This window comes from Granulicella tundricola MP5ACTX9, from assembly GCF_000178975.2.
Lineage (GTDB): Bacteria > Acidobacteriota > Terriglobia > Terriglobales > Acidobacteriaceae > Edaphobacter > Edaphobacter tundricola.
The window spans coordinates 15980-28517 of the sequence record NC_015058.1; the positions used below are offsets into that span (position 1 = coordinate 15980).

The 12538-nt window shown below is 57.0% G+C and carries 10 protein-coding genes and 2 pseudogenes; 3 read left to right on the forward strand and 9 right to left on the reverse strand.

The genetic code is table 11. From position 1 onward, the window contains the following. Window positions 1–18 precede the first annotated feature (18 nt). Both ACIX9_RS21500 and ACIX9_RS21505 read right to left on the reverse strand, forming a co-directional pair. Window positions 19–901, reverse strand: a pseudogene (locus tag ACIX9_RS21500) (ABC transporter ATP-binding protein). Window positions 902–1168: 267 nt separating this feature from the next. Beyond that, window positions 1169–1696 (reverse strand): annotated as a pseudogene (locus tag ACIX9_RS21505) (transposase); the annotation flags it as partial. Window positions 1697–2054: 358 nt separating this feature from the next. Here ACIX9_RS21505 and ACIX9_RS21510 point away from each other — a divergent pair. From ACIX9_RS21510 to ACIX9_RS21520, 3 genes are all read left to right on the forward strand, one after another. Beyond that, a complete protein-coding gene (locus ACIX9_RS21510) occupies window positions 2055–3212 on the forward strand; it encodes a glutathione-independent formaldehyde dehydrogenase (RefSeq protein ID WP_013572996.1) in 1158 nt (385 codons plus the stop codon). A gap of 66 nt (window positions 3213–3278) precedes the next feature. Further along, complete coding sequence (locus ACIX9_RS21515) at window positions 3279–4133, forward strand: alpha/beta fold hydrolase (protein ID WP_013572997.1); 855 nt, start codon at window positions 3279–3281, stop codon at window positions 4131–4133. Window positions 4134–4181: 48 nt separating this feature from the next. Next, complete coding sequence (locus ACIX9_RS21520; RefSeq protein ID WP_013572998.1) at window positions 4182–5084, forward strand: alpha/beta fold hydrolase; 903 nt, start codon at window positions 4182–4184, stop codon at window positions 5082–5084. A gap of 303 nt (window positions 5085–5387) precedes the next feature. Here ACIX9_RS21520 and ACIX9_RS21525 read toward each other — a convergent pair whose 3' ends face one another. From ACIX9_RS21525 to ACIX9_RS21550, 7 genes are all read right to left on the reverse strand, one after another. Next, complete coding sequence (locus ACIX9_RS21525; protein WP_232298971.1) at window positions 5388–6773, reverse strand: GMC family oxidoreductase; 1386 nt, start codon at window positions 6771–6773, stop codon at window positions 5388–5390. Beyond that, window positions 6739–7065, reverse strand: coding sequence for a hypothetical protein (locus ACIX9_RS27205; protein WP_232298972.1), 327 nt, complete (start codon window positions 7063–7065; stop codon window positions 6739–6741). The genes ACIX9_RS21525 and ACIX9_RS27205 overlap by 35 nt, the downstream gene beginning before the upstream one ends. Window positions 7066–7139: 74 nt before the next feature. Further along, a complete protein-coding gene (locus ACIX9_RS21530) occupies window positions 7140–7889 on the reverse strand; it encodes a gluconate 2-dehydrogenase subunit 3 family protein (RefSeq protein ID WP_013572999.1) in 750 nt (249 codons plus the stop codon). Window position 7890: 1 nt separating this feature from the next. Then, window positions 7891–8838 (reverse strand): hypothetical protein, encoded by a 948-nt coding sequence (locus tag ACIX9_RS21535; protein WP_013573000.1) that lies wholly within the window; start codon window positions 8836–8838, stop codon window positions 7891–7893. Next, a complete protein-coding gene (locus tag ACIX9_RS21540; protein WP_013573001.1) occupies window positions 8835–9578 on the reverse strand; it encodes a cyclase family protein in 744 nt (247 codons plus the stop codon). Before ACIX9_RS21540 ends, ACIX9_RS21535 begins: the two co-directional genes overlap by 4 nt. Before the next feature lie 7 nt (window positions 9579–9585). Further along, window positions 9586–10686, reverse strand: a complete 1101-nt coding sequence (locus tag ACIX9_RS21545; RefSeq protein WP_013573002.1) for an enolase C-terminal domain-like protein — start codon at window positions 10684–10686, stop codon at window positions 9586–9588. Continuing rightward, entirely contained in the window at window positions 10686–12434 is a 1749-nt protein-coding gene (locus ACIX9_RS21550) for a thiamine pyrophosphate-dependent enzyme (RefSeq protein WP_013573003.1), read from the reverse strand. The genes ACIX9_RS21545 and ACIX9_RS21550 overlap by 1 nt, the downstream gene beginning before the upstream one ends. Window positions 12435–12538: the final 104 nt, after the last annotated feature.

A 12538-nucleotide genomic window follows, 5' to 3' on the forward strand; every position in this document is an offset into this window, starting at 1 on the left:
CTCCTGTCTCGTCTGGGGTTAGTTCTTTGCCGCTTGGCTGGCGAGGTTGAGGAAGTAGACATCTTCAAGGCCGGAGTCGACAGGAGTGAAGCCTTCGCCCGGATTCACGTCGGCGTAGATGCGGACTTCGTGAAGACCGCCGACGAGGTGGGTCGATATGACATTGAGGCTGGTCTCAAGAGAGCGGAGTTCGTCGTCCGTGGAGACCACCTTGCTCCAGATCTTGCCCTTCAACTCATCCAGGGCCTGGGCTGGCGAACCTTCCAGCAGCACTTCACCACTGGCGATGATAGCCATGCGCGGACAAAGTTCGCGGACGTCATCGACGATGTGGGTCGAGAGAATGACCGTCACATTCGAACCGATGGAGCTCAGCAGGTTCAGGAAGCGGTTGCGCTCTGCGGGGTCAAGCCCGGCGGTGGGCTCGTCTACGATGATGAGCTTCGGGTTGGCCAGCAGCGCCTGCGATGCCGAAGCGCTGCTTCATGCCGCCAGAGTATGTGCTGAGCGCCTTCTTGCGGGCGGCCCAGAGATTGGTCTGGTTCAGCAGTGCGTCGACCATTTGGTTGCGCTCAGTCTTGTTTGTGACGCCTTTCATGATGGCGAGGTGCTGAAGCATATCTAGTGCCGACATCTTGGGGTAAACACCGAACTCTTGCGGTAGATAGCCGAGAACCCTCCGGACGGCATCCTTTTCCTTGAGCACGTCGATGCCGTCGAGGAAGATCGTGCCTGTGTCGGGATCCTGCAGAGTCGCAACCGTCCGCATCAGGCTGCTTTTCCCTGCGCCGTTCGGGCCGAGAAGGCCAAACATGTTGTCGCCGATCGTCAACGAGAGATTCTTTAGCGCTTTCACGCCATTGGGATACGTCTTTGAGAGACCGGTGATCGTGAGCGCCAAGCGGTTGTCCTCCAGCTCTTGTTATCTTTTGTTCCCTATGTAGAACGCACTCTATCACGACAATGGAGCTATCCGGCAATCGAATAGGTGACGATTGAAACATTCAACAAACCCTTCGCTCCTAGGGAGACTCCGCGCAGGCGGCTGATTTGACGTTATCGATAAACGGCTTGAGTCGGTCGCCAGTTTATTGCGATACTGGCGTCCTGTATTAGGTTTTGGCTGGGGTTCGCGCTGCGTTGAAGACTTGTTGCCCTTTTTCGGGCGCTATGCGGCCAGCCCTGCCAGGTGCTTGCGAGATAGGTACAGGTTGATGAGGGCGAAGTTAGTGCATAGCCGGTGATGGTTCTTGGCGATGCCTCGGTAGCGAACTTTGTCGAAGCCGAAGACGCGCCTCAGGATACGGAAGACGTGTTCTACTTTCGCTCTTACTTTTATTTTCGTCGTATTTTTCTTCTTTGCCGCTTCATCGACATAGTTTTTGAACCTGGTTCGCTTGCAGCTCATGTCCTGAGCCTTGGGTGCGGCCTCACGGATGGCCTTGGTCTGGCCTTGATAGCTGCCGTCGTCCCATACCTTGCGTCCCTCGCCAGGCAGCCGATCCGGCAGCATGTGTACGTCCGAGACGTTGGCCGCCGACGTTGCTGCCAGATGTAGGTTCACCGCGTCGAGCATAGCGACGCCAAGGTCATGCTGTTGGAGCAGATGGCGGAAGCGCAGCACGCTCGTCTCATCTGGCGCCGGAGCCACGCCCGGGTCCACGCCAGCGAACCGCCGCAGCGTGGCGGACTCGTAAAAGGGCCACTCTTGGCACAGTCGAGCCGGCCTGTGAATACTTCCCGATGGAGTTGCGAAACCGCACCAATACCGGCCCGACTTACTTCGGGTGCGGTGGAATGCCCTCCATTGTGCTCTGACGGCGGTTAAGCTCGCGTTTAGGAAGTTCCGGAGATGAACGATCCTGTTGACATCCTGAAACGCCTCAAGCCCTAATCCCCAACTGCTAAATCTGCATCAGAAGCACTTGTCTGTGAACCGCCCACCGTGTCGGCTGCAAGACGGAAGCCATTCCCAAGTGAGGGTTCTGAACTCTTTGGTCGAACGAACGCCTCGATCACAACCAAATATTTTGAGGTAAGAGCAGGGGAGAATTATGAAAGCGCTTGTTTATCACGGACCGAAGAAAGTCTCGGTCGACACTGTTCCCGATCCAAAGATTGAAAAGCTTACCGATGTCATCATCAAGCTCACGACGACGAATATCTGCGGCTCCGACTTGCACATGTATGAAGGACGGACAGACGTTGAAAAGGGCAAGATCCTTGGTCATGAGAACCTGGGCGAAGTCGTCGAGGTCGGCAAAGCTGTCGACACCGTAAAGAAGGGCGACAAGGTCGTACTCCCCTTCAACATCGGCTGCGGCTTCTGCGCCAATTGCGAACATGGACTCACGGGCTATTGCCTGACCTGCGCGGATCCCAAGGTGATGCCGGGTATGGCTGGAGCTGCCTATGGCTTCGCCGGCATGGGGCCCTACCAGGGTGGGCAGGCTCAATATCTGCGTGTGCCCTACGCCGACTTCAACTGTCTTCAGCTTCCGCCGGACGTGGACGAGAAGGAAAACGACTATGTCATGCTGTCGGACATCTTCCCAACCGGCTGGCATTCCACGCGACTCGCCAACCTGGAGGCTGGCCAGTCCATTGTCATCTACGGGGCAGGACCGGTAGGCCTCATGGCTGCAATGTCGGCTCGCATTCAAGGCGCAGCCCAGATCTTTGTCGTAGACGGTCAGGAAGATCGTCTTGCCCTCGCAAAGCAAATTGGCGCAACTCCCATTAACACTAAGGACGGTGAGATCGGCGACCAGATCCGTGAGGCCACCGGTGGCTGGGGCGCTGATTGTGGCGCCGAATGCATCGGCTACCAGTGCCACAACTCGAAGGGTAAAGAAGTCCCTAACCTCGTCATGAACGCGCTTGTCGATGCGGTTAAAGCAACAGGACAGATCGGTGTCGTCGGGGTGTTCGTCCCGCAGGACCCAGGCTCAGACGACAAGCTCGCGCAGAAGGGACAGATCGCATTTGACATGGGCAAGTTCTGGTTCAAGGGTCAGAAAGTGGGAACCGGCCAGTGCAATGTAAAGGCCTACAACCGCCGTCTCCGCGATCTGATTCACCAAGGTAAAGCCAATCCGTCGATCATCATCTCGCATAGCCTGCCCCTGTCGGAGGCACCCGACGCCTACAAGCATTTTGACAACCGCGACCATGGTTGGACGAAGGTGATCCTCAAACCAAACGCCGCTTAGCATTCTGGCTGGCGACAGTAGGTCGTCAGCCATCCACGAGACCTCATAACGCAAAGGGAGTCATCCATGGCATATGTAGTGACAGAAGACGGAACAGAGATCTTTTATCGTGATTTGGGAACGGGAAAACCAGTTGTACTGATTCATGGATGGCCACTCAGCGGCGATTCCTGGGACAAGCAGACGAACTTCTTGGCTGAACATGGTCTCCGGGTCATCGCCTATGATCGGCGAGGCTTTGGCCGTTCAGGACAGCCTTGGTCTGGGTACGACTACGACACGCTTGCATCCGATCTAAACAAACTCCTGGAAGAGCTGGCCCTTACGGAGGTCACGCTGGTCGGCTTCTCGATGGGAGGCGGGGAGGTCGTTCGCTATCTCAGCCGCTATGGATCCGCGCGCGTGTCCAAGGCCGTTCTGGTTTCGGCGGTTACTCCGTACCTCCTGAAAACCAGCGACAATCCAGACGGCGTTGACCCGAAGGTCTTCGAAGAAATTGAAGAAAACCTACGCAAAGACCGTCCGGCGTTCCTCAACGAGTTTGGACCTAAGTTCTATGGAAGATCTGTAGTTCACCACACCGTCTCTGAACCGGTTCTGGAGTGGACGCAATCGATGGCGTTGACGGGTTCGCTCCGCTCGACGTTGCAGACAGCGAAATCCTGGTCCTCGACCGATTTTCGTGAGGAGATGAAGAGCATCACGATCCCTGTTCTTGTCATCCACGGGACAAGCGATAACACCGTGCCGATCGATGCTTCGGGCCGGAGATCAGTGAAGATTCTTCCGAACGCCGCACTCACTGAGTACGACGGCGAGCCACATGGGCTTTTCCTTACGGCAGCTGATCGCCTCAACGAAGAGCTGCTCCAGTTCGTTGGCGGTCCGCGAGAGCCGATCAGTACGCCAGTCCTCAGCTAACGATGTTTGTGGGAGCCCTTCGAAGAGGGCTCTCGCAAGAAGGTCATAATGTCTGTCTCAAAGATCAAGACAAAAGTGCTTCGCCAGGCGTATGAACAAACCGGTCCCACGAAGGGTGAGCCGCTGATCCTCGTGCATGGCTGGCCGGATTCGCCGCGCACATGGGATAAGGTTCTTCCTTTATTGCACCAGGCTGGCTACCAAACGATCGTTCCATACCTTCGCGGATACGGGCCGTGTAGCTTTCGTGATCCATTACTTGGTCGCAAGCCACGTAGAACAGGCCAGCCAGTCGCTTTTGCTCAGGACATCATCCACCTGGCAGATCATCTCGATATCAAACGGTTTCACTTCATCGGACACGATTGGGGTGCGAGGACGGGTTACGCTCTCGCAGCTTTGTTCTCAAAGCGGCTTAGGTCTTTGACCGCTGTTTCCGTGCCCTTTGAACCGGGCAAAGCGTCTCCTCCGAAGTTCCCGCAGGCTGAAGCATTCTGGTATCAGTGGCTTCTCTGCACTAATCCAGGCGAGAAGAAGTTCCGCGAGGACCCAACCGCATTTGGGCAAGCACAGTGGGATGCCTGGAGCCCTGCCGGATGGTACAAGCACAGTGATTTGGCTGCGGCCGCCAAAAGTTGGGAGGGTAAAGATTTCGAAGATGTCGTGCTGCACGGCTATCGCTCCCGCTGGGGACACGCGGAGCAAGATCCGCAGTATGCCGACCTACAGTCTCGTTTCGACTCCACAAAGACGCTTAATACTCCGACGCTTCTGTTACACGGCCGTGAGGATCATTGTGAGCTCGTTGACACAACAGATGGTGCGGAGCGCTACTTCACGTCTCCTTACCATCGTGTCCTGCTCGATGGCGTTGGTCACTTTCCCCAACGCGAAAGTCCGGAGTTGAGCGCAGCGATCATCCTAAAACACATACGTCAGAATTCCGTTTGATCCAGCGTCAAAGCCAGCCAGAGCTCCTATTCAGGAAAAGCTCTAACATTAGCCACCTGCATGCAATCCCGCTTTGACAATCGAAGCGGACTGATCCCTTGGATGAACGCGTCGGCCTTTTCTCGTCAAACGATAAAATCCGGGCCGGTGCTTCCGAAGCTCCCACTTATGAGGTTGATCAAAACATCGAATTACTGATCTGAATCAGGGGAAATCTTAGCAATCTCTTTCTACTCTCTGAACGGGCTTATCAAAGCACAACTCTGCGGCCGGTCCAAAACGAGGATTTAGTATCCACAAAACTTAGATGTGCGGCACTCCGCGGCCGAAGGTTCCTGGTGGGGAAAGCGAGGTACGAATGGCGGGGGGGATCAAATTACGGCCTCCGCCGGCAAAGATAGATTCATGGTTCGAGATCAAGTAGTCTGCGGTCCTCGCTGCGAGAGCTTGGATCGTGAGGCCAGGGTTTGCTGAGCCCTGCGTGGGCATGACCGAGCCATCCATTACGAAGAGGTTTTCGACGTCCCAGGTCCGTCCAAACTTATCGCACACTCCCGTCTCTGGAGTAGCCGACATCCGTGCTGCACCAACCAGATGCGCATACCGGGCCTCCTGAACGATCTCCCTCGCCCCCGCCGCAGCCATGATTTCCATCACCTTGTTTTTGCCGAACTCGATCATCCTCTTGTCGTTGTCCTTTAGGGAGAACGTTACCTTTGCCACCGGCAGCCCGAACCGGTCTTTCTCATCGGCACCGGTTGCAAGCTCGACGCGATTATCCTCCCAAGGCAGAATCTCACCAAGCAGACCCAGTGCGGACCAATGGTTGTAGTCCATCATGTTCCGGCGCAGTCCCCAGCCCCATGTCTGCTTCGCCGCCATGATCTGTTTTGCGAACGCAATGGGCAACGGCCCGACCGTCTGCACTGCGAACCCTCGCGCGAAATCGCGCTTGGGATCGGTCTCATAAAATTCCTCCGTCAGCGCATGCGCGGGTGGGGCCTTGTACATGCGTATCAGTTCCTCGAAACGTCCCAGAATCACATTTCCGGCCTGCGCCATTAGGTATTTGCCCAGCGTACCGGAGGAGTTCGCGAGCCCTCCCTCATGTCCCGGACACGCCGAGTTCAACAGCAGCCTAGGCGTCTCGATCGCATACCCACTGACGATCACGCAACGCGCCCGCTGAAACCGCTCCCTCCCTTCACGGTCGAAGTAGAAGACCCCATCGCTGCGCCCATCCGCACCTACGGAGATCCGCGAGACCATGGAGTGGTCGCGTATCTCCGCGCCACACTTCAGTGCGTCGGGCACATGCGTGATTAGCGTAGAAGCCTTGGCACCAACCTTGCATCCCTGGATGCAGAAGCCGCGATAGATGCAGTGCGGCCGGTTTCCATGCGATGCGGAGAGAATCGCCACGGGTCCGCCGGCGGAGACTGGAATTCCCAGGCGCGTGCAGCCCTTGATCAGAGTATCGCCCACGCCGCCCATGGGATGTGGACCGTATGGATGGCCATGTGGCTTACCCCATGGATACCAAGCTGGTCCTGCAACAGGCATCTCCCGCTCGAGCAACTGGTAGTAAGGCTCAATGTCCGCATAGTCGATCGGCCAGTCCGCTCCCACACCATCCCGTGTATAAACCTCAAAGTCAGATGGATGAAAGCGGGGTACAAACGAGGCCAATGCACCGACCCGCCCCGACTCCGCGCCCACTATTGTTTGCGCCCAGCGCCAGTGGATGCTCGCCACCTGTGATGCGGAGATCATTCCAGTAGAGCCCGTGGGAGCCAGCCTCATCCGAGACCCAGTCCCGCTCCGTATCCCAGAACGGCCCGCTCTCAAACCCTACAACCTCAAACCCGGCACGAGCCAGCCTCTGCAGCAAGACGCCGCCGGCAGACCCAACCCCCACGATCACGAAGTCAAGGACCTCATCGTCCGTAAACCTGCGCCGTGGAATGGTAATCTTTTGCATGGACCCGAGCATGTGCTGTCCATCTTTGGGTGGGTCGAACTCACCAAATAGCGGCTTGTCATCATGCGGGAAGCTCAATGCGTCCCTCCCTGTCCTGGTGTGTTCTCGGCATGCGTATGTTCGCTTCCTTGCTCTTCAGCAGACAAAGTATCCGGTGGTGGAGCCCACTCATAGCGCTGCTCTTCAACCTCCCACGGCTCAGGCTCTCCACCTTCCAGCCGCATATACCCTCTCGGGTAAGAAGGCCCGCCGAATCCAATCTCATCCCATGCCCACGGATGCGCATAGTAAACCGCGCAGCAATCTCCCACGAGCATCGACCAGAACCGCTGCACATTCATCCCCGCCCAAAGCTCCTTCGCCGCAAACGGCTTGCCTTCGTTCAGTGACTTCAGCAACTCCTCCTGCTGCATCACGGTCAGGCCTGCAAATGGCCCTGCGTGCTGCTCCTGCGCCATCGTTTCAAACGCCAGTACTCCGAGCCGATACGCCTCTTGGTCAGCCGGCATGTCCTCATACCGGTAGCCATCGATCCGGTTCTCAGCCAGCCTCTCATCAATTCCAGCCAGCACAGGAATTCGACGCGAAGCTATCCGATCCTCTTGCGGCATGACCCGAGCTGTAACCGCCTCCATCGTCACCGCCTCAGCCGCCGTAAAGAACCTCAGCGGCTTCGGCTGCTCAAGCCTTCTAAGCACCACGGCCCTTGTTGCGGCATCCCAATAAGCCTTTTGGCTCACGGTGCTGAAACCCGGATAGTACCCCGGCTGCTCGCGTGGAGGCATTGGCTTTCCAGTGCCCAGATCGATCGGAAGTTCAGACATATCAACGACGCTCCCGGCGCATCAGGTACGCCATCATCCCCAGCATCCCGCATGCGGCAAACAGCATCGGGGCAAAGATCGGTGGGCCATACAAAATGTTGTAGAGCGGCTTCTTGCTTCCACCGGACCGCCGTAGGATTCCCCTTATGTGATACCCCGTCCCAATCACCCCGTTCAGCATCGCCATCCCCGCCGCGACCGGCAGGAGCGTATTCGCAACCCGTTTGCTTGGGATCGAGGCCAGCGCCGCGCCCGCCAGCAAGGGCGTCAGGATAATCGGCGACCACTGAACCTTGTACTTGAAGTTGTTCTTGTAGTGTGAGTACCAGGCCTCAGCCCCCGAAGCCAGCGTCCCAATAGCAGTCACAACGCAAAGATGCTTCTGAAAGCGCCCCACGCGGATATCATCCCGGAAGTCCGGCTTGCGAAGAGCGGTCCGCGCTTCGATCGTCCGGCCCTTCCAGCCATGATCCTCTTCGCGCTGCAGGTAAGAGGCGATCACGCCCAGATAAGCGCTGGTCCCAAACAGCAGCGGCGCAAACACCGGTGGGCCCATCACCAGGTTGACGATCGGCATGCGCCACCCACCCGGCTTTCGCCCGATTCCCCGCACATGAAACCCAAACCCGATCAGCCCATCCGCCAGCGTAATCCAGCTCGTACAACGCAGAAACGTCTTAGCCATGCGCCGGCTGAAGAACCCCGCAACTCCCGCAATTGATAACACCCCGGAGAGGATCACAGGCGAGTACATCACTGGGTTCGAGTAGCCCCCGCGATAGTGTTCATACGCCACCTCCATCCCGCTGACCATGCTCGTCCCAAACACCAGCAGCGACATCGAACGCTGAAACGTCCCATGTTGAATGTGACTTAACATCACATCCGCAGGCTTACGAAGTGGCGCAGGTACCAGCTTTACCAATGCATCCGGAGAAGTCTCCATCATCTCGTATCACGCTCCAGTGCGATCAGGCCGGCTACGCTGGGCGGAAGCTCCGTCCGTAGCTCCGTCGCAGGCTGCGCGCCATCGAGATCGCCTGTATCCCACACCACAGGGCGCACCCAGGAGCCACCGGCATTCGCAATCAAAATGGGGAAGGCCGCGAAGTGCCTGTGCCGCCCATCCAGCAATTCATCTGGAATATGAATGTCTTCCAGCAGCAATTTCTGGGCGCCTAAAAGCTCCAGATGAGCATCGGCCTCAGCATGTTCATCCGGGTAGCCACCTGTTGAAAGCACGTCGATGCCCAACCCCTTAATCCCCCGCTCCACGAGGTATCGTGCACCATCGCCCGACATATAAGGCCAGTCCGTCAGGAACTCCTTCGTGTTCGCACGGCGATCGCCCCACCCTGTCTTAAGCAAGAGAAACACACCCTCTGTGATCAACGTCTCATGCTTTTGCAGGTCATCCGCATCGATTGCATGACAGGCCTCAACGGGACGCAGATCGAGCCCAACGCACGGTCCGTAAAAATGTGAAAGCGGCAACTCGCTGATCGTAGGCAGCTGCGGCTTGTAGTGAAACGGCGCATCCACATGCGAGCCTGAATGCGTCATGATCTCCAGACGTTCTACCGTCGCACCCTTCACCACCGCACGTTGGTAGTAACGGATCGAATTAGGCGGCTGATCCGGAAATTGTGGTCCGTTGTTATATAAGGGCTGTGCGAGATCGTAGATCATATATCTCTCAGGCGGTTCGATACGGTTCAGCGTCTTGATGTTTGAAATAGAAACCCAGACCCGGACGGCTCAGGTCAGGCTCCATATCCCCATTCACAGGCGAGCGAAAACCATCGAACAACATGGCTTCAATGCGCGCATGATCGTGGAAATACTCAACGTGACGAAGTGGCTTCGCGGCACACGCGAGATGCAAATGAGCCGTGGGCCCGCAATGAGCAGAGAGCGGCACGTCATGCGCTTCTGCAAGGGCGGCCGCAGCCATGAAGCCCGTTACCCCGCCGCACCGCGTAGCATCCGCCTGCAGGACATCTACCGCACCGGCCTCAAGCATCGCCCGCAACTCAAACTCACGCCACGCATACTCACCCGCCGCAATCTCCATCCCGCCCGGGCCCTGATCCCGGAGCAGACGGAGCCCAGCAAGATCATCCGAACTCACGGGCTCCTCAAACCAGTTCACGCCATACTCGGAATGGAACGTATACGCGAAGTCCAGAGCTTGCTTTCGCGTATACGCCCCATTCGCATCAACAAACAACTCAGCCTCTGCACCGATCGCCCTACGTGCAGTCTTCACGCGCCCAACATCCTTGTCTGGATGCGTGCCGATCTTCATCTTCACCCGCGGAATTCCCTGTTCCACCCAACCAGCCAACTGCTTCGACAACTGCGAGTCTGTGTACGTCGTAAAGCCACCTGACACATATACCGGCGTCTTCTCGCGTATGCGGCCCAGCAGATTCACGAGTGGCAGATCCAACAGCTTCGCCTTCAAATCCCAGAGTGCCATATCGATCGCAGAAAGCGCGGTCGCCGCAATCCCCTGGCTGCCGTAGTTCCGCTGCATCCTTCGCATCTTCACAAATAATGCAGAGGTCTCAAACGGGTCCGCGCCTTCAACCGTCTTCTGCATCAGGTCCAGAGCCAACGATGCCGTCACCGCATGCGAGTACGTATAGCCGATCCCTTCCTTGCCGCCCACGCTAATCTCCACAACTATCAACGTCGTGCTGTCCCATGCAAACGTGCCGTCCGCCTCCGGTCCATCCGTGGGGATAGTGAAGGCGGAGGCACGGGTGTTGTGAATTTGAAGCCGCCTGTTCATCAGATAATCTGCCGAACCGTATCACTCGCCGCAGTCAGCGCAATCTTCATCCGGTTTGGTTCGCCCTTCATCAACGATTCAGAAAAGTGCAAGGCCTGAGTTGGCGTGATCTTTGGCGGCAACATTGCCGTAAATGGATCGACTACTGCTTCAATGATCACCGGCCCGGGCATCGCGAGTGCCTTGTCCAGCATCTCGCCCGCTGTCGCCTGGTCGTCGATACGCACACCTTCCGCCCCTACCGCCCTGGCCAGCGCAACAAAGTCAATGGGCAGAAGATCACACTGATACTCAGGGTTTCCCTCGAAGACCATCTGCTCCCATTTGATCTGTCCCAGCGTGTTGTTCTTTATGATCACCAGCTTGATCGGCAGCTTGTACGTCACCGCCGTGATGATCTCGCCCATCAGCATCGTGAACCCGCCGTCACCCACCACTCCGATGACCTGCCGGTCCGGAAACGCAACCTGCGCCGCAATCGCATAAGGCATTCCGCAAGCCATCGTCGCGAGATTACCCGAGCATGAGTGCTGTTGGCCCTGCTTCGAGAGCATGTACCGCGCCCAAACCGTCGTATTCGTACCGGAGTCGGAGACGATGATAGCGTTCTCCTTCGCACGCTTACCCAACTCCCATCCAACCACCTGCGGCTTCATGGGTTTGGCGGGATTGGTCCCCTCTTTTTCCAAGGTCTTGATCCAATCTTTCATGTCTTCCTGGGCTCTCTCCAGAAACTTGCGATAGCTGTTCTTCTTCAACATTGGCAGCAACATCTGCAAAGTCTTCTTCGAGTCTCCAACGAGCCCCACATCCGCTGGATACCGCAGCCCAATCCGCTGCGCGTTCGCATCGATCTGGATGCACTTCGCATCGCCCGGCTTCGGAAGATACTCCATGTATGGATACGAAGTCCCCACCATAATCAGCGTGTCGCAATTCTCGATAACATCCTGAGAAGGCTTAGTTCCCAGCAGCCCAATGCCGCCAGTCGTATAAGGCGATTCATCCGGAATCACTCCCTTGCCCAGCAGTGGCTTGATGATCGGCGCACCCATCAGCTCCGCCAGTTGCAGCAACTCGTCAGTTGCATGAAGTGCACCTTGCCCCGCCATGATCGCAATGCGCTTGCCATGGTTGATTAGGTCTGCAGCCAGCTTCAATTCGTTCGCCTGCGGCAGGTTCCCGCTGATGGCAGAGTTGGTCGATGTGTGATGTGCCACGTTACGATCGGACCGCTCCGCTATCTTCACATCCTGTATCTGGATATCGATCGGGATCGTCAGGTGGGCCACACCGCGCTTCATAATCGCGGTCCGCACTGCAAGGTCAGCTGCAGGCTCCATGTGAGAGGCACTCATTACACGCGTGTTGTACACACAAACATCCATGAACAACTTGTCCAACTCCACGTCCTGCTGCCCAAAAGTGTTGGTGACGTCAGTAAACTGCATCCCCGTTATCGCGAGCACCGGTTGCTGGTCCATCTTTGCGTCGTATAGTCCGTTCAGCAGGTGGATCCCACCTGGACCTGAGGTCGCAAGACATACACCCAAACGTCCAGTGAACTTCGCATACGCGCATGCCATGAATGCAGCAGACTCCTCATGCCGCACATGGATGAAGCGGATCTTGTCCTGGGCCTTTCGCAGCGATTCCATCACCCCGTTGATGCCATCCCCAGGCAAACCGAAGAAGGTGTCCACGCCCCATGCCAGGAGCCGCTCTACCAAAACATCCGATGCATTCATCCGTATCCTCCAACGCTTCTGCCGTCGTGTAGACGCGCCGCGATGGTTCCGGGGTTTCCCCGCTGACCGGCCTGTCACTGGCCTGAAATCGATATTTGAGATTT